The sequence below is a fragment of the Halomonas sp. 7T genome (assembly GCF_025643255.1).
Lineage (GTDB): Bacteria > Pseudomonadota > Gammaproteobacteria > Pseudomonadales > Halomonadaceae > Vreelandella.
In genome coordinates this window covers 403,218-419,593 of sequence record NZ_CP087112.1, presented here as the reverse complement: position 1 = coordinate 419,593, position 16,376 = coordinate 403,218, and the positions used below count along the sequence as shown (strand labels likewise).

General features: G+C 54.0%; 16 protein-coding genes. 8 read left to right on the top strand and 8 right to left on the bottom strand.

Annotation, left to right across the window (positions count from 1 at the left end; all coding sequences use genetic code 11):
- Positions 1-20: 20 nt before the first annotated feature.
- Together LOS15_RS01975 and LOS15_RS01970 are read right to left on the bottom strand one after the other, a co-directional pair.
- Positions 21-380: a RidA family protein gene (locus LOS15_RS01975; protein WP_263067755.1), complete on the bottom strand. Its 360-nt coding sequence runs from the start codon at positions 378-380 to the stop codon at positions 21-23.
- Between the two features lie 69 nt (positions 381-449).
- Complete coding sequence (locus LOS15_RS01970; protein WP_263067754.1) at positions 450-938, bottom strand: Lrp/AsnC family transcriptional regulator; 489 nt, start codon at positions 936-938, stop codon at positions 450-452.
- 217 nt (positions 939-1,155) lie between these two features.
- Here LOS15_RS01970 and LOS15_RS01965 point away from each other — a divergent pair, with 217 nt between their 5' ends.
- Positions 1,156-2,844, top strand: coding sequence for a 2-isopropylmalate synthase (locus LOS15_RS01965; RefSeq protein ID WP_263067753.1), 1,689 nt, complete (start codon positions 1,156-1,158; stop codon positions 2,842-2,844).
- 184 nt (positions 2,845-3,028) lie between these two features.
- Here LOS15_RS01965 and LOS15_RS01960 read toward each other — a convergent pair whose 3' ends face one another.
- Entirely contained in the window at positions 3,029-3,883 is an 855-nt protein-coding gene (locus LOS15_RS01960; RefSeq protein WP_263067752.1) for a universal stress protein, read from the bottom strand.
- A 177-nt stretch (positions 3,884-4,060) separates the two neighbouring features.
- On the opposite strand from LOS15_RS01960, the gene crcB reads away from it, so the two are divergent.
- Genes crcB through LOS15_RS01945 form a run of 3 tightly spaced genes read left to right on the top strand, consistent with a single transcriptional unit; the run spans position 4,061 to position 5,810 of the window.
- On the top strand, positions 4,061-4,450 hold the full coding sequence (gene crcB, locus LOS15_RS01955) for a fluoride efflux transporter CrcB (protein WP_263067751.1): 390 nt from the start codon (positions 4,061-4,063) through the stop codon (positions 4,448-4,450).
- Positions 4,447-4,851 carry a fluoride efflux transporter FluC gene (locus LOS15_RS01950; RefSeq protein WP_263067750.1) on the top strand — a complete coding sequence of 135 codons (405 nt, stop codon included), beginning with the start codon at positions 4,447-4,449 and terminating at the stop codon, positions 4,849-4,851. The genes crcB and LOS15_RS01950 overlap by 4 nt, the downstream gene beginning before the upstream one ends.
- Positions 4,851-5,810 (top strand): arsenic resistance protein, encoded by a 960-nt coding sequence (locus tag LOS15_RS01945; RefSeq protein WP_263067749.1) that lies wholly within the window; start codon positions 4,851-4,853, stop codon positions 5,808-5,810. Before LOS15_RS01950 ends, LOS15_RS01945 begins: the two co-directional genes overlap by 1 nt.
- 104 nt (positions 5,811-5,914) lie before the next feature.
- Here the strand turns inward: LOS15_RS01945 and LOS15_RS01940 are convergent, their stop codons facing one another.
- Both LOS15_RS01940 and LOS15_RS01935 read right to left on the bottom strand, forming a co-directional pair.
- Positions 5,915-6,772, bottom strand: a complete 858-nt coding sequence (locus LOS15_RS01940) for a universal stress protein (protein ID WP_263067747.1) — start codon at positions 6,770-6,772, stop codon at positions 5,915-5,917.
- Positions 6,773-6,791: 19 nt separating this feature from the next.
- Positions 6,792-8,282, bottom strand: coding sequence for a SulP family inorganic anion transporter (locus tag LOS15_RS01935; protein WP_263067746.1), 1,491 nt, complete (start codon positions 8,280-8,282; stop codon positions 6,792-6,794).
- A gap of 523 nt (positions 8,283-8,805) precedes the next feature.
- Here LOS15_RS01935 and LOS15_RS01930 point away from each other — a divergent pair.
- Positions 8,806-9,819, top strand: coding sequence for an isocitrate dehydrogenase (locus LOS15_RS01930; protein ID WP_263067744.1), 1,014 nt, complete (start codon positions 8,806-8,808; stop codon positions 9,817-9,819).
- 104 nt (positions 9,820-9,923) lie between these two features.
- On the opposite strand, the gene LOS15_RS01925 is transcribed toward LOS15_RS01930, so the two are convergent.
- Both LOS15_RS01925 and LOS15_RS01920 read right to left on the bottom strand, forming a co-directional pair.
- Complete coding sequence (locus tag LOS15_RS01925; RefSeq protein ID WP_263067742.1) at positions 9,924-10,562, bottom strand: TetR/AcrR family transcriptional regulator; 639 nt, start codon at positions 10,560-10,562, stop codon at positions 9,924-9,926.
- A 70-nt stretch (positions 10,563-10,632) separates the two neighbouring features.
- Entirely contained in the window at positions 10,633-11,616 is a 984-nt protein-coding gene (locus tag LOS15_RS01920) for a sulfurtransferase (RefSeq protein ID WP_263067740.1), read from the bottom strand.
- Positions 11,617-11,879: 263 nt separating this feature from the next.
- Here LOS15_RS01920 and LOS15_RS01915 point away from each other — a divergent pair, with 263 nt between their 5' ends.
- The 3 genes from LOS15_RS01915 (at position 11,880) to LOS15_RS01905 (ending at position 15,214) form a co-directional block, all read left to right on the top strand.
- The gene (locus LOS15_RS01915; protein WP_263067738.1) at positions 11,880-14,216 is read left to right on the top strand and encodes a PqqD family peptide modification chaperone; all 2,337 of its coding nucleotides are present in this window, start codon (positions 11,880-11,882) and stop codon (positions 14,214-14,216) included.
- Between the two features lie 54 nt (positions 14,217-14,270).
- Positions 14,271-14,531, top strand: coding sequence for a hypothetical protein (locus LOS15_RS01910; RefSeq protein WP_263067737.1), 261 nt, complete (start codon positions 14,271-14,273; stop codon positions 14,529-14,531).
- A gap of 74 nt (positions 14,532-14,605) precedes the next feature.
- Positions 14,606-15,214 (top strand): hypothetical protein, encoded by a 609-nt coding sequence (locus LOS15_RS01905; RefSeq protein WP_263067735.1) that lies wholly within the window; start codon positions 14,606-14,608, stop codon positions 15,212-15,214.
- A 96-nt stretch (positions 15,215-15,310) separates the two neighbouring features.
- On the opposite strand, the gene LOS15_RS01900 is transcribed toward LOS15_RS01905, so the two are convergent.
- Positions 15,311-16,375, bottom strand: a complete 1,065-nt coding sequence (locus tag LOS15_RS01900) for a L,D-transpeptidase family protein (protein ID WP_263067733.1) — start codon at positions 16,373-16,375, stop codon at positions 15,311-15,313.
- Between the last annotated feature and the right edge of the window lies 1 nt (position 16,376).

Genomic DNA, 16,376 nt, shown 5'->3' with positions numbered 1-16,376 from the left:
GGCCACCATAAAAAGCTGTGTTAGTGGCTAACAGCTGCAGTAACCGTAATTTCTACTTTTAGCTCATCAGCGGGTAGCGGCGCGCATACGCAGGTGCGTGCCGGTGCATAGCCTTCCGGCACCCAGGCATCCCACACGTCGTTCATCGCAGCAAAATCGCTGCCATCTTTAAGATAAATCGTCGCGCTTAACAGTTGCTCTCGGCTGGAACCAATCTCTTTAAGCAGCGCATCTACCCGGGCCAACATGCTTTCGGTTTGCGCTGTAATGCCTTCATTACGCGCTTCAGGGCCTGTGACTTGGCCACATAAATAGGCCACTCCCTGATGGATCACGGCGCGGCTCATACGTGCTTTTGTATCATGGCGCTGAATTGTCATGGGATAATCTCCTAAGCATTCCAAAAAAAGGCAGTGTAAACCGCTATTACGCGATTGCCTACGCCTTCATTATCGCGAGTGTTCCGTGGGCACCGGGCGATGTTCAAATACGCGCCGCAACACAAAGCTTGTGTGGGCGCCGGTCACCCCTTCAATACGGTTAATCACGTGAAGCAAGAGGTGCTGATAATCATCCATATCCCGCACTAGTATCTTGAGCTGAAAATCAGCGGCCTGGCCGGTAATGATCAAGCATTCGATCACATTGGGGATTTGGCGAATATGGCGCTCGAAGTTATCAAAGCGCTCGGGGGTATGTTTATCCATGGAGATGTGCAGCAGCACCATGAGCTGATACCCCAACTGACGCGCATCCACATCGGCACGATACTGGGTAATTAACCCATGCTCTTCCAACGCACGCACGCGGCGCAAGCAGGGCGATGGTGAGAGGCCAATGCGCTCTGCAAGCTCCTGATTACTGATGCGGCCCTCTTGCTGAAGCACATTCAGAATGCGGCGATCAAAACGATCAAGTTCCAGCGGCATCACCGGCATAAAAAGCAACTCCTGCCAACATAAACACTATTAACGACATTAATTGCTCAATACTGACCAAAAAACCCTATATTAGCAATAACCTTTCGCCGAGATTCGCATAAACTGGTTTTACTGCCAAAAGCAGCGCCAAGCGGTGCTTTATCTAGGCACCACAACATGCGGCCAATGCCACAAGCGGCCGCTCTTAACAACGCTGACTAACAGGAAGTTCACCATGCCCGCTTTTGATCATCGCAAGTATCGCCCCGCCCCTCGTGTTCCCGCGTTTAATCGCCAATGGCCCGACCGCGACCTTACCCAGGCGCCGATTTGGGTTAGCGAAGACCTTCGCGACGGCAACCAGGCGCTACTTGAGCCGATGACCGTTGAGCAAAAGCAGCGTTTTTGGCACCAGATCATCAAGGTAGGCATTAAAGAGGTGATGGTTGGCTTTCCCTCGGCGAGTCAGCCCGACTATGACTTTGTACGCTGGCTGATCGAAGAGGATCAAATTCCAGACGACGTTACCATTGCCGTGCTGGTGCAGTGCCGTGAACACCTGATCGAGAAAACCTTTGCGTCGCTGGTGGGCGTCAAGCGCGCCATCATTCACCTATACAACTCCACCTCTACCATCCAGCGCGAGCGGGTGTTCGAGATGGACCGCGCCGGCATTACCGATATCGCCGTGCAGGGCGCTACCTGGGTAAAAACCTATGCCGAGCAGTATCCAGATGTTAACTGGCGCTTCCAATACTCGCCGGAGAGCTTTTCCAGCACTGAAATCGACTTCTCGCTCGCTATCTGCGAAGCCGTGATGGATGTCTGGCAGCCAACGCCTGACAACAAGTGCATTCTGAATCTGCCCACCACGGTAGAAGTAGCAGGGCCGCACCATCATGCGGATCAGATTGAGTACTTCTGCCAGCATATTAGCCGCCGCGACAGCGTGATTGTTTCCGTACACACCCACAACGACCGGGGCGGTGCGGTGGCTTCTGCGGAGCTTGCGTTGTTAGCCGGTGCGGATCGGGTTGAAGGCACGCTGCTGGGTAACGGCGAACGCACTGGCAATATGGATATCGTCACGCTGGCGATGAATCTCTATAGCCAAGGCATCGACCCCGAGCTTGATCTCTCGAACCCCGATGAAATTGTCCAGGTCGTGCATGAGTGCACCGGCATTACCGTACACCCCCGCCACCCTTGGGTTGGCGAAATGGTCTACACCGCCTTTTCTGGCAGCCACCAGGACGCGATCCGCAAGTCGCTCAAACACCAAAAGCCCGACGAGCCGTGGCAAGTGGCCTACCTGCCCATTGACCCTCACGATATTGGCCGCGACTACCAAGCCGTTATTCGGGTGAACAGCCAGTCGGGCAAAGGCGGCATGGCGTTTCTGCTGGAGCGGGATTACGGCATTAACCTGCCCCGCTGGATGATGCTCGCGCTAGCACCCTACGTGCAGCAAGAGAGCGAACGGCGCAATAGCGAGCTTTCCAGCGCTATTATCCGCCAGGTAATGTTTGATCACTTTGCTGTTGAGACCCCGCTTGCACTGGCTGACTATCAGCTTTCCAAAGGGCAGCACGAGGGCATCGACATTACGCTTTGGCAGGGAACCGAAACGCTGCGGCTTTCCGGCACGGGCAATGGCGCTATGTCATCGTTCACCGATGCATGGAAAAAACACTCAGGAAGCCACGTGGCGATTATTGACTACAGCGAGCACTCCTTGGGTGGCAGCAGCGAAGCCAACGCCATTGCCTTTGTGCAGCTCAACATCGACGGCCAGCGGGTATGCGCTGTAGCAGAGGATAGCGATACCGTAAGCGCTTCGCTAAAGGCGCTGTTATCAGGTATTAATTCGGTTTACCCATCGGCTACTCAGTCCCAGCGTGAAAGTGCCACGCAGGAAGCTTAAATAACGTTTGCAAACGTGCGCGTTACTCCGCGCATTCGTACACTTCAGCACCACTGGGTTTGACGTGAGGCGTTTGGCACCACTCCATTCGCCCCACGTAACGCACTCGCCAAAGCTCTCCTGATCAATGCCGGATTGCGGAAATGTCCACCTCAGGGTGATTCATCTAAGCCTCCTCTTGGCGTCAGCGCAGAATCAGCACCGGCACCTGGGCATTACGCAGCATTTGGGTGGTGGTGCTGCCTACCAGCAGGTGGCGAATACGCGAGTGACCGTAGGCGCCCATCACCAGCAAATCAATACTCTCCTCTTTCTTATAGGCGCGTAGCGTCTCTTCTACCTCGCCGGCACGGATGGCTCCTTTAGCCGTATGGCCCGCTACTTCAAGGGTTTCGGTGGCCCACGCAAGCTGCGAGCGATTTTCGGCGGTTTCAGCGCCAACAATCACCACATGGCAGGTGGCTCCTTCAAACAGCGGGCTTTTTGCCAGCATCTCCACACCTTTGCGGGCAGTTTTACTACCATCAAAGGCCATCATCACGTTTTGTGGCTGCGTAAACGTTTTAGGCACCATCAAGATTGGGCGGTGCATTTCACGCACCACGCGCTCCAGATTAGAACCTAAATGGCCGCTTGCCTGATGAGCGGTTTCGCCACGCTTGCCGACTACTAGCAAACGCACTTCTTTTTCGTTCTCTACCAGTGTTTCTACCAGCGTACCGTTGCGCTGTAAGCATGCAGGCTCCTCAATGCCTAACGCAGCAACCCGTGCCTTAGCAGCATCTAACATCAAGCGTCCCTGCTTGCGGGACACTTTAGCGTGCTGCTCCTCGATCTCTGACAATGTTTCAAGCAGGTGCTCCCGGGTGCCTAAACCTACGTTTCCGGTCAGGTCAGGCTCCGCAATGCGAGCGTGGTTGTCCACAGTGTGAATAAAGCGCAGCGGTGCATCCAGGGCCTTCGCGGCCCACGCCGCATAATCACAGACGCCTTCTGAAAACTGCGAGCCATCAATGGCCGCAAGAACACAATCAGACATACAAGCTTCTCCTAGAGCGGGTGCATCAACGTTATTGTTATTCTCAATCCTTTTACACGAACTTATCGACCAGTGACACCGGTCCACGTTCTCGCCAATGCCAGGCGCACTACCCAAAACGCTGCAAACAGCGTGATACACTTGCCCCCTCTCAGCAAGCCAGTTAACGAGGCGAATATGGGGCACGGCTTTACCGGCGTGTTATTAGTAGCGATAGGTGGCGCACTGGGTGGAATGGGGCGTTTCGCTGTTTCCAATTGGATAACCAGCCGTTACGGTAGCCATTTCCCCTGGGGCACGTTGGCGGTCAATGCCAGCGGCGCGCTCATTGTCGGCTGGTTTTATGGCCAGCTCGGACAATCTGATACGTCGCCTTCTGCGCTCTGGGTATTGGCCGTCATTGGCTTATTGGGCGGCTATACCACGGTTTCCTCGTTCAGTTTACAAACCCTTGCGCTGTGGCAACGCGGCCAGTGGCTGCGTGCTGGCCTGAACATAACCGCTACCCTCGCGCTCGGCATGGCTATGGCAGCAATGGGCTTCTCGCTCGCCGGAGGCGTGCTATGAGTTGGCAAGCATATCTTGCGGTAGGGGTTGGGAGTGGCATTGGCAGCGTGCTGCGCTATAGCGTTTCGCTAGCCTCTATGGCGGCATTGGGCAGTTATTTCCCCTGGGGTACGCTGCTAGTTAACGTATTAGGGTCATGGTTGATTGGCTGGCTGGCTGCCACCGTGGTCAACCACCCAGCTGGCAGAATAGCGCGCTTACAGCCTCTGCTGGTTGCGGGTTTCTGCGGTGGGTTCACCACGTTTTCACTGTTTAGCGTCGAAACCCTACACTTCGTTAACCAAGGCCAAGCGGGGCTCGCTCTGGTTTATATGGCCATGAGCCTGCCACTTTGGCTACTGGCTGCTTACTTAGGTAGCCGCCTAGCGTTTCCTCGCCCGTCTAAGCATTCGGGCGCCTAATGCGCGAGCAGCTCGAAAGGCATCAATCTTGGCTCTACCTGGGGTTTATTAGTTTAGGGCTTGCGCTGGGTGTTTTAGCTCCCGTACGGGTAACCGCCCTTGAGCCGTTGCTATGGCCGCTACTTGGTGTGTTGCTCTACGCTACCTTTACCCAAATACCGCTGCTGCATATTAAACAAAGCGTTGCTGATGTGCGCTTTATGACGGCACTGCTCTTAGGCAACTTTATTGTCATCCCCGCTTTATTATGGCTTTTGGTGCTGTGGTTACCGCTTTCCCCGCCGGTGCTCGCCGGCATACTACTAGTGCTACTAGTGCCTTGCACCGATTGGTTTATTACCTTTACGCATCTAGGCAAAGGCGATGCCGCCCGCGCTATTGCGGCAACGCCGCTATTGCTATTGGCACAGATGGCTGCATTACCCGTTTACCTCTGGCTGTTTTTGGGCGGCGAGTGGTTTCAGCTAACGTTTTCCACGAACCTGCTCAGCGCGTTTGCAGGGCTTATTTTGCTGCCCTTGATGTTGGCATGGCTAACCGAGCTTGGCGCCCGGCGTTACCGCGCCATTGAACGCACCATTCATCAGCTTGGCTACCTGCCGGTGCCGCTGCTGGCATTCGTCGTATTAGTGATTGCTGCCACACAAGTTAATAGCGTGCTGTCACTTTCCCATGTGCTGGTGCAGGTCGTGTTTATTTTTGCGGGCTATTTGGTGGTTGCGGCAATGCTAGGCAAACTGCTGGGCAGGCTATTTAAACTGCCTACCACAAGCGCTCGCACCCTCATCTTTAGCTTTGGAACGCGTAACTCTTTCGTGATGCTACCTATTGCGCTTGCCCTGCCAAGCGGATGGCAGGCTGCGGTAGTGGTAATTGTCTTTCAATCCTTAGTAGAGCTATTTGGCATGGTAGCGTATTTACGCTGGGTGCCTAAGCTGCTGCCTGATGATAGCCACTAAAAAGCCGGCTCACTCAAATGGTTGAGGGCCGGCTGCGGGGTAAACAATTGCAAAAGCGCGCTAATGGTTAAGCGCTGACTCTTAGTCGTCAGCGGGTGTCGGGATTAACGCAAAATCAGCACCGGGATCCGGCTATTGCGCAGCATGGTGGTGGTAGTGCTGCCCACCAGCAAATGGCGAATGCGTGAATGGCCGTAGGCGCCCATCACCAGCAGGTCAATAGCATGCTCTTTTTCGTAGGCTTGCAGCGTCTCGTCTACATCGCCAGCACGAATAGCACCTTCGGCTTGGTGGCCTGCGTCACGAAGCGTCGTCAGCGCCCACTCAAGTTCGCTGCGGTGCTCTGCAGTGTCAGCACCGACGATCAGAACATGGCATTCTGTACCCGCAAATAATGGTGAACGCGCCAGCATTTCCACCCCTTTACGGGCAGTTTTACTGCCGTCGAACGCCATCAATACTTTTTCAGGCCGCTTGAAGGTTTTGGGTACCATCAGTATTGGGCGATGCATTTCACGCACCACACGCTCAAGGTTAGAACCTAGATGGCCACTGGCTTGGTGAGCGGTTTCGCCACGCTTGCCTACGACCAGCAGGCGCATATCTTTTTCTAGCGCTACCAAAGTTTCAACCAGCGTGCCATTAAGCTGGCGGGTAATAGGGGCATTCACCCCATCTTCCACGGCCCGCGCTTTGACAGCTTCCAGCATGAACTTTCCCTGCTCGCGGTTTATCTTAGCGCGCTGCTCGTCAAGCTCGGAAAGCTCTTTCATCAAGCGCTCACGGGCACCAAAGCGCAGGTTACCCGATAGGTTTTGCTCGTCGGGCACTTGGGAGTGGTTATCCACCACGTGCACGAAGCTTAATGGAGCGCTTAGTGCCAAACTTGCCCAAGCGGCGTAATCACATACGCCTTCTGAAAACTGGGAGCCATCAATTGCGGCAAATACGTGTTCACTCATTTCGCTCTCCTTGCGGTGGTTAGTGGCCGCCCATCAATTTTTCAACAGCTTCTGGGTCGTTGTGTACTGCATAACGGTCAACAACGGTGGCGCTGGCTTCGCTCAAGCCCACCAGTTCTACCTCAGTACCCTCACGGCGGAACTTAATCACCACGCGGTCAAGCGCCTGTACCGCGGTAATATCCCAAAAGTGGGCGCGAGACAGATTGATCGTGACCTTATCAATGCTCTCTTTAAAATCGAACGCCGCGATAAAACGCTCAGACGAAGCAAAGAACACTTGCCCAATCACTTGGTATTCACGCTCTTTACCGGGTTCGACTTCTTTCGAACCGATGTACATGATATTGCCAACTTTATTAGCAAAGAACATGGCCGCCAGCAGCACACCCACAAACACGCCAATGGCCAAGTTGTGCGTTGCCACTGTCACAATCACCGTGGCGAGCATGACTACGTTAGTGCTCATAGGGTGCTTTTTGAGATCGCGAATCGACTCCCAGCTGAAGGTTCCAATCGAGACCATGATCATCACCGCCACCAGCGCCGCCATGGGGATTTGCGATACCCAATCAGAGAGAAACACCACCATCATCAGTAGCACAACGCCGGCAATTAATGCTGAAAGACGCGTGCGGCCACCGGACTTAATATTGATCACCGACTGTCCTATCATCGCGCAACCTGCCATACCGCCCAGCAAGCCTGAACCAATATTGGCAATCCCCTGACCTTTACACTCGCGGTTTTTATCGCTGGGTGTATCGGTTAAGTCATCCACAATTGTGGCGGTCATCATCGACTCAAGCAGACCCACCACCGTCAGCATTAACGCGGTTGGGAAAATAATCATCAGCGTTTCTAAGTTGAGCGGTACGTCTGGCCACAAGAACATAGGCAGCGTATCGGGCAGCTCGCCCATATCGCCGACGCTGCGAATCTCCATACCGGTGACCATGTAAACAACGGTGAGAACAACAATACATACCAATGGAGAGGGAATTGATTTACCAATCACCGGCAAATAGGGGAAGAGATAAATAATGCCTAAGCCCGCCACTGTCATGGCGTAAACATGCCAGGTCACGTTGGTTAACTCAGGCAGCTGAGCCATAAAAATCAGGATCGCCAGCGCGTTGACAAAACCGGTGACCACCGACCGGGACACAAAGCGCATTAGCTCTGCAAGCCTTAAGTAACCGGCAATAATTTGCAGCACCCCTGTTAGCAACGTGGCCGCCAGCAGGTACTCAAGGCCGTGCTCTTTTACCAGGGTAACCATCAGCAGCGCCATCGCCCCGGTCGCTGCGGAAATCATACCGGGGCGACCGCCGGTAAACGCAATGACTACCGCGATACAGAATGAAGCATAAAGCCCTACTTTCGGGTCAACGCCCGCAATAATAGAAAAGGCAATCGCTTCAGGAATTAACGCCAACGCGACGACAATACCTGAGAGCGTGTCGCCCTTGATGTTAGAAAACCACTCTTGCTTACTGAAAAGGGTCATTCAGGGAGTCCATGGTTAAAGGTTTAAAGACATTGCACGCCACAGCCGCACCAATGGCAGCGAAGAACGCGCTTTGAATCGAACTTGGGAAAAGTGCTATCTATCGAAGACGCAAAAGCGCCAGTCGCCAAATAACGGCAACGGGATATCGTAGCGCCGGTATAACGCGAAAAGCGTTACAGCGCTGATAAGGAGGGAAAACCTAGGGTGGAGTCATCAGCCCTAGTATTGGCAGAGCCATCGCTGCCATAGCAGTGGTCATAAACGTTACACCTTCTTTCTGTCATTATGACTGACTATCATCATTATTCAGGCGGGTGAGCACCGGTTACGTTTAGTGCTTTCTCATCACCTGAGCACGGCATTCTACCAGTAAAGCATCCTCGCCGCACCCGTCACCCTAGACGTTTAGACGACGGCCACAGGATGACCTATCACCTTGGCATGGCTTACCATAAGCCACCTTATAGATAGAGCAATGCTCAGCATTTGGGCGAATGATTTTACGTTAGAGGAGCAGTATATGAGCCAGTCAATTGCAGTGATTAAGGGTGATGGCATTGGTCCCGAAATTATGGACGCGACCCTGCAAGTGCTGGACGCCCTAGAGTGCGGCCTAGAGTACAAATTTATTGATGCTGGCTTGGCCGCTCTTGAAAAGCACGGCACGCTGATTCCTCAAGAGTCGCTGGACGCCATTGAAAAATATGGCCTCGCCCTTAAAGGCCCGCTAACCACGCCCATTGGCAAAGGCTTCTCCTCAATCAACGTGCAGCTGCGCCGCCATTTTGACCTTTACGCCAACGTGCGCCCCGCCATTAGTTTCCCCGGCACAAAGTCGCGTTACGACGATATCGACATGATTACCGTGCGGGAAAATACCGAAGGTGCCTACCTCTCTGATGGCCAAGAGATGATTGATGATGGCAACACCGGCATTTCAGTCATTAAGGTCACTCGCCAAGGCTCTGAACGCATCGTGCGTTATGCCTTCGAGCTAGCCAAAACCAATGGCCGTAAAAAAGTCACCGCCGTTCATAAAGCCAACATTATTAAAACCAGCTCGGGGCTGTTTTTAGAGGTGGCGCGGGAAATTGCCAAAGAGTATCCAGAGATCGAATTCCAGGAAATGATCGTGGATAACGCCTGCATGCAGCTGGTGATGAACCCCCATCAGTTTGATGTAGTGGTCACCACTAACTTGTTTGGCGATATTCTTTCTGACCTGTGCGCTGGGTTAGTGGGCGGTTTAGGCTTAGCGCCCGGCGCTAACATCGGCGAAAAGGCCGCGATTTTTGAAGCCGTACACGGCTCAGCACCGGATATTGCAGGCCAAAAAATTGCCAACCCTTGCGCCCTGCTCTTGGCTGCAGCACAGATGCTTGACCACTTGGGGATGAACGCAAAAGGCGACGCTATCCGCCAGGGTATTCGTGCCGTACTGGAAACCCGCCGTGATATGGTTACCCCAGACATGGGCGGCACCGGCACCACCGATACCTTCGCTCAAGCATTGGTAGAACACATCAACGCGTAAGCGAAACGCCTGAAGCACCGCTATCAGCGCAATACGCTGATAGCGGTGTTAGCCGTCAAGCTAACGCCAATGCTTAACAGGTCGTCCTGCCTACGCACTCCTGTCTACGAGCTAAGCCCACGTAAAATGTGTGCCACCTGCTGTTCGGCCTGTGGCTGGCTAGCGCCACTTTTCAGCAACAGCCTTAGCCCTGACATGGAAAGCGTTAAAAAATAGGCCAAACTTTGCGCATCGCGCGCTGCAGGAATGGCTCCCTCTTGTTGCGCTTGCTCCACTACGTAGACAAAAAACTGAGTAATCGCCTGCACGCTCTCTACAGCGGCATCCGACACCGCCGTTCCTGTATTACCAAGCTCGGTGGCTGAGTTAAAAATCAAACAGCCCAGCGCCGCCTGTTCGCTTTCTGCTTGCTGTGCCGTACGCTTCAGCATGCTTTGAATAAATGCCCAAGCACTCTCTTCTTGCCTTAGCGATTCAGCCAGCCGATCAAGCAGTGCTTCGCGATAACGCGCAAGCACACGCAAAAATAGCGCCTCTTTATTCCCATAAGCTTGGTAAAGACTACTTCGGGAAATATGCATCGCGTCCAGCAAATCGCGCATAGACGTATGGTGATATCCTGAACGCCAAAACGCATGCATCGCGGCAGACAGCGCTACTTCGGGTTCATGTTGCAGTGGTCGACCAAGACGCATGTTCACACCCTCAACACCGGCATTTAAGTTAGCGGGGTAATGTATCATATCCTCCTTGTGCCGCCTCAATGATGCCGCGCCCACCACAGTGAGCGCGACGTATGACCGCTATGGCGTATTAATTCAGCAGCTCCCGCACTTGCCTTATCCCATCTCGGGCAAACTGCACCGGCCGCGAATCGCTAATGGTCCACGCGGCCATTGAGCCATCGTACATCGCAATGTTGCTAAAACCGGCCACTTCGCTGAGTACAAACCAGTCGGTAGCGGCCCAGTGCCCCGTATTACAGAACGCGATCGTACGCTCCTGGTTATCTAAGTCGGCTGCATTAATACGTGACTGCAAGCCGTCCGTGTCTAAGTAGTAAGCACCATTTTGATTATTGAGATGCGTTTGATGAGGAAGGCTGCGTGCGCCCGGTATCGTGCCCGCCACCCTAGCAGCAGGGGACTTAGCATCGCCCATAAAATAGTCCGTTGGCCGCGCATCAACTAGCTGTGCCTGTGTGGTACGAGCGGCTTCAACGTCTTCGGTAGTAGCAATCAGTTCTTCACGCAGCGCAGCCGCTGTAAACTCGGCTGTCTCAAACCCTTCAGGTTCACCGCTAGCGACTTCAAACCCTTGCTGCTGCCAGCCTGTAAAACCGCCGTTTAAGATAGCCACCTCGTCATGACCAAGCACTTTAAGCGTCCAGTAAACCCGCGCCGCGCTGCCAAAGTCAGTCGCCCCTGTACCGGCGGGCACGATCACGACGGCACTATCGTTCGCCACCCCCAGGCTGCCAATCAATCGTTCAAGCTCGCCCACCTCTGGCATTAAACCCGCGACACTATCGCGGGTTTCACGCCAGCCGTCATCGGTATAGCTGGTGTAGCGGCTACCCGGTATGCGCGCCTCGATAAAGCTATCTTCATCGCCACCATTATCGATCGATGATCGAACATCAATAACTACCAACGCCTCGCTATCAAGGTGCTCATTCAACCACTGGGCATCCACTAATGGCGTCAACTCAAGTGCGTGGGCATGGGCCGCTAAGCTGAGTACGCCCAGCCAGCCCACTGCCCATTTCAGCGGCAACTTCAATAATAATGGCATCATGATTGTTACTCCCAGAAAGTGATGGCGTCACGCCATCATGACGGTTGGCCTGCATTTAAAAAAACCAAAGAACGACTGGTACATTATTATCATGATGCGCTATATAGTGAGTGACTGACAATACAGATTAGGCTTATTCATATAGCGATCATTACTTGCCAAGCACCTGTTTGTAGGCTTTTTTTAAAACACAACGCAAAAAGCTGTAAGTAATTCTCCACCCGCACCACTGAAGGTTATAACAACGCCCAAGGAGACTAACGATGCCCACCTCAGCTTCTAGCCCACCGGCCTCAGCGCCTGCATTTTGGCTAAGCGGCAAACGCCATGCCGAGCAGGATCACTTTTTTCGCCAAACGCTGGAAGCACATGGCTGGGCAGAAGGTGACGAAAAGCATTGGCAAGCCGCCTGGGTAACGGGCATGCCGACCAACACAGCGTTTAAAGCTGCCTCTCCTAGCGCCAAGATGAACCACATTCCTGGCAACGCATCGTTAACCGTTAAAAGTCGGCTTCACTCCAGCCTCAACGCGCTACGCGAACGGACGCGGTGTCACTTTGGCAATGATCACCCCTTCACCCAACGGCTGGCTTTTTTCCCTCGGGCCTATGAAATGCCCCACGATTACCCCGCTTTAATAGAAGACGCAGCGGCTAACCCTGATAAGCGCTGGATTTTAAAACCCACCAACGCCTCAAAAGGCCAAGGTGTTCAAGTACTTAAAGACCCCGCCAAGGCGCCTCTTTTAGCCAACTGGCTAGTGCAGGAGTACGTGGCTAACCCACATACCATTCGCGGGCATAAATACGTATTACGACTTTATATGCTGGTTGCCAGTATCGATCCGCTGCGTGTCTACCTGTATGACCAGGGCTTTGCCAAGCTGGCCTCTGAACCATGGGACCCTGACGACGTCGACAACCCGTTTAGCCAGTTAACCAACCCGGATATCAACGCGCTCAACCTGAATGCCGAGATCCCCGTGGAGTTTATTGATCTGGAACGCTACCGCCACTGGCTACGTGAGCAAGGCCATGATGACAACGCGCTGTTTGACCAGCTGTATGACTTAGCCACGCTCACCGCCCTGTCTGGGGTAGACGCCATGCGTACGCGTTCTCAAGCAGCAGGTGCAGACCCGCGCGGCTGCTATGAGCTGATTGGCTTGGACTGCCTGGTAGATGATCAGTTAAAGCCCTGGATTTTGGAGTGCAATCTAAGCCCTTCACTGGGGATATGCGCCAAACCAGAGCACGGTGGCGACATTGAAAAGAGCGTCAAAGGCGGCTTGGTGCGCGATATGATCGAGCTCGTTGGCTTGACGCAACCAGCACATGAGGCTGAATTTGATGCAGCAGCACTGGCTGCAGAGCACCAGCGAGCCGGTGGCTTCGTACCGCTCTACCCAGCACATAACCCGCTGCTTACCCAAGCGTATCTGGCGGTTATCGGGCTACCTAGCCTGTTAGATTATCGCTTAGCCCACGCAGCAGCGCGCCAAGCGATGTCGTTCCGCGCCAACGACGTCAGTGAACTCATCGACGATGACCGCTTGGCGCTCTACCACCATGTTAGCGGGCTTTATTACCAGCTTAACGACAGCGCAGCGCTTATCTGGCTGTTAGTGAGTGAAGGCGAGCCGATTGACAGTATTGTTAGCCACTTGCATGCCGCCAGTGGCGGCCAAGCTACAACGGCCCAATTGGAAAGCGATCTCTGGGCAACGTTAACACCGTGGTGGAAACACGGTCTGCTGGCGCCTAGTCACAGTACTGAAACAGCCGCCCAAAAGCAGCAAGCGCGTGAAATGCCAGTCACCTGGCACGGCCAGCTGACCTTCGACCAACGCCGTTGGCCGATTACCGCACCGGCAGGCCCTGTTGCCGAGCGCATCACATCGGCGCTTTCTCCGCTGCTTTCTCCACCACTTTCTCCACCACTAACCACGACCGATGCCACCCCACTAGGTGAGTCGTTGCACCTTTTAGAGAGCGCTAACGGCTACTGTTTAACCACCGACAGCCATGTGGTTAGCGCACGTTTATCTATCGATGACATTCTGCCGGCCATCACCCGTTTCTGCTTACGTAGCGCCGCACGCCAAGAGCATCTTGTGCTGGATGTTGCCCTATTAAGTGACGACCAGCAGCATATCGTCTGCCTGCTACCCGAGGGTGATGCCTACCTCACGGCCATTAACGCCCTGGGTGAAGCCGCTGAGCAGCAAGGGCTGACGCTTTCGCGTGGCGCGCGTTTAGCGCTTAACACGCCCGGCGTTATCGAGCCGCTTAATCTGCCGCTCGCCGATACCCCTTTAACGCCCTCACGCACCCAGCGCTTTGCGGGCATTCTATGGCTAAGCGACGCAGCAGCACCCGGCTCAAACGTGCCCAGCTTCCTTGACCTATTAGGCGCGCTACTGCCCTTTGCACAAGAGCAGCAACAGCGTTTAAGCCCTGCCGCCTTAGAAGCACTGCGACAGCTTTGCCAACAGCCGCAGCGCGCACACTTGGGTAACTCAACGCTCACCATTCGCCAAACATTAACGCCCTGGCTTAATCCATCACCTCATTCAACCCCTTCTCGCGCCGCCGTATAGCGGAGAAGTTGCGCCATTCGGCGCCATCAAACGCCATGATTCAGGAGAAACATCATGTCTCAACAAGAAGCCAAACGTCGTCTACTTAGCCGTTTAAGCCGCCAATTTGGTTACACCGCACCGGCGCTTGCGCTAGTGGCTAGCGGCCTTGCCTTTCAGGCACACGCTGACGAGCCCACAGACGCATTTACCAATATGCAAGAAGCGCCGTTGATGCTGGCTGAAGCCCACCATGCAGAAGGTGAAGCCGAGGGAGAGGGAGAAGGTGAGGCTGAAGGAGAGGCCGAGGGTGAAGGCGGCGCTGAAGCCGGTTAAATATCCCCTTTTCCTTACACGGCCAAGTGCCCTGTGCCGGTTTAATCGCCGGCACAGCTTAACAGGAGCCCGTTATGCCCTCGCCGACACCGTTAAAGTCAGGTTCAAGCGCCACGGCGCTGCTGGTCGATGAAAACCTGCAAGCGCTGGAACAGCTCGCCAGGTTACTGGAACGCACCCCTGCGCCAACCTACCAACGCCTAGTGGGCAGCAGGCAAACGCAATCGCTGGGTAAGCATGTCCGCCATATATTGGAGCACTATCAGACGCTGATAGATGCGCCAGAACTTTCTCCAGCCCCCTCCCTAGAAACCTCTCAATCCACGGCATCGTTGGATTATGAACATCGCCAGCGGGAAGCGGCTCTGGAAAACAACCCTGTTCAGGCACGACAGCGTCTACATGAGCTGCAGGCAGGTTTAAAAGCTCTGTCAACAACGCCCCACGATACACTGCTGATACTTTGCTACCCCGTCGAAGAACCAGGGCATACGCCGCCTGTAAACGCGCTGCCGCTGCCCTCTAGTCTAGGTCGCGAGCTTGCGTTTTTAACCAGCCATAGCATTCACCACATGGCACTGCTGAGCCTGCTCTGTGACCAACTGGATATTGTGCTCCCCAGCGACTTCGGCGTACATCCTTCTACGTTGCGCTTTTGGGAACAGCAGCGCACAGCGCTTTAGCGATGAAGGCACCACCGTCAAATAGAGACACAGCGCTACGTTGTGTTGAATAACGAAAGCACCTCCAAACGCATGAAGGTGCCTACAGTGCTCTCATTATCTAACTGTTGCCTGGCTTACTCTTTGATAAATATCCATACTCGCCGCTTCTTCTTCGCGTTCATCCGGCGCTTGATGAAATGACGATAACGCTGCTATTTGATCATCCGGATTATCAAATAGCGCCTGTAACTGACGATCATCCAGCTCAGCGAGGCTGTCCTCAGACGCCAACAGCCGCAAGCGAAGCATCGCTTTCAATGCATCAACACCGACCTTATCGCTATCAACCGTTTTAAAGACCTGCACATAGGCTTCGCCCTCTTCACTGGCCCCCACTTTGACGGGCTGGTCAATAATGTTGACCTGGGTGCCGCTGGGCACGTTATCAAATATTGAGCTGATATCCTCTGGGTACATGCGTATGCAGCCTCGGCTAGCGCGCATGCCAATACCATCAGGCTGATTAGTGCCATGAATCAAGTAGCCAGGAATATCCAATAAAATCGCATGCTCACCTAACGGATTGTCAGGGCCAGGTGGCACCACCGCCGGAGCAGGGTCTCCCCGCTCAGCGGCTTCCTCACGCATAGAGCGGGGCGGATACCACGCCGGATTCTCTAAGCGAATGGTTGTTTTGGTAATGCCAAGTGGCGTGTTGTAGCCTTCACGACCAATCCCAATAGGGTAGGTTTCAACCCAGGGCGTTTCTCCTGGTTTGACCTCAGGATAGTAATATAGCCTGAGCTCTGCGACGTTAATCACAATCCCCGTACGCGCCTCGTTAGGTAAGATATGGCGCCGAGGGATGGTCACAGCGGTCCCCTCTCCCGGCATCCACACACTTACTTCTGGGTTCGCAGAAAGAATCTCCTCATAGCCCACGTTATGTGCACGGGCAATATCAACGAGCGTATCGTCTTGATTGGCTACTACCTGATAATCTTGGCCGATAATATCGCCCTTTTCGGGAAGAGGGTAATGGTTGTCAGGCATATCCTCCTCACTGCCTTGTGCTAATAAGGGCCATGTCGACACACTCACGGTGGCTAAACCGCATACAGCGATCACGCTCTTTTTTAAAAAAACACGGCGCGTACTGGTGTTCATTAAGCTCATCATG

Bases quoted from the DNA above. Each gene is read 5' to 3' on its own strand.
- LOS15_RS01900 (WP_263067733.1), bottom strand. From the start codon at position 16,375: ATGATGAGCTTAATGAACACCAGTACGCGCCGTGTTTTTTTAAAAAAG.
- LOS15_RS01910 (WP_263067737.1), top strand. From the start codon at position 14,271: ATGTCTCAACAAGAAGCCAAACGTCGTCTACTTAGCCGTTTAAGCCGC.
- LOS15_RS01950 (WP_263067750.1), top strand. From the start codon at position 4,447: ATGAGTTGGCAAGCATATCTTGCGGTAGGGGTTGGGAGTGGCATTGGC.
- LOS15_RS01905 (WP_263067735.1), top strand. From the start codon at position 14,606: ATGCCCTCGCCGACACCGTTAAAGTCAGGTTCAAGCGCCACGGCGCTG.
- LOS15_RS01920 (WP_263067740.1), bottom strand. From the start codon at position 11,616: ATGATGCCATTATTATTGAAGTTGCCGCTGAAATGGGCAGTGGGCTGG.
- LOS15_RS01940 (WP_263067747.1), bottom strand. From the start codon at position 6,772: ATGAGTGAACACGTATTTGCCGCAATTGATGGCTCCCAGTTTTCAGAA.
- LOS15_RS01970 (WP_263067754.1), bottom strand. From the start codon at position 938: ATGCCGGTGATGCCGCTGGAACTTGATCGTTTTGATCGCCGCATTCTG.
- LOS15_RS01945 (WP_263067749.1), top strand. From the start codon at position 4,851: ATGCGCGAGCAGCTCGAAAGGCATCAATCTTGGCTCTACCTGGGGTTT.
- LOS15_RS01975 (WP_263067755.1), bottom strand. From the start codon at position 380: ATGACAATTCAGCGCCATGATACAAAAGCACGTATGAGCCGCGCCGTG.
- LOS15_RS01930 (WP_263067744.1), top strand. From the start codon at position 8,806: ATGAGCCAGTCAATTGCAGTGATTAAGGGTGATGGCATTGGTCCCGAA.
- crcB (WP_263067751.1), top strand. From the start codon at position 4,061: ATGGGGCACGGCTTTACCGGCGTGTTATTAGTAGCGATAGGTGGCGCA.
- LOS15_RS01915 (WP_263067738.1), top strand. From the start codon at position 11,880: ATGCCCACCTCAGCTTCTAGCCCACCGGCCTCAGCGCCTGCATTTTGG.
- LOS15_RS01960 (WP_263067752.1), bottom strand. From the start codon at position 3,883: ATGTCTGATTGTGTTCTTGCGGCCATTGATGGCTCGCAGTTTTCAGAA.
- LOS15_RS01965 (WP_263067753.1), top strand. From the start codon at position 1,156: ATGCCCGCTTTTGATCATCGCAAGTATCGCCCCGCCCCTCGTGTTCCC.
- LOS15_RS01925 (WP_263067742.1), bottom strand. From the start codon at position 10,562: ATGATACATTACCCCGCTAACTTAAATGCCGGTGTTGAGGGTGTGAAC.
- LOS15_RS01935 (WP_263067746.1), bottom strand. From the start codon at position 8,282: ATGACCCTTTTCAGTAAGCAAGAGTGGTTTTCTAACATCAAGGGCGAC.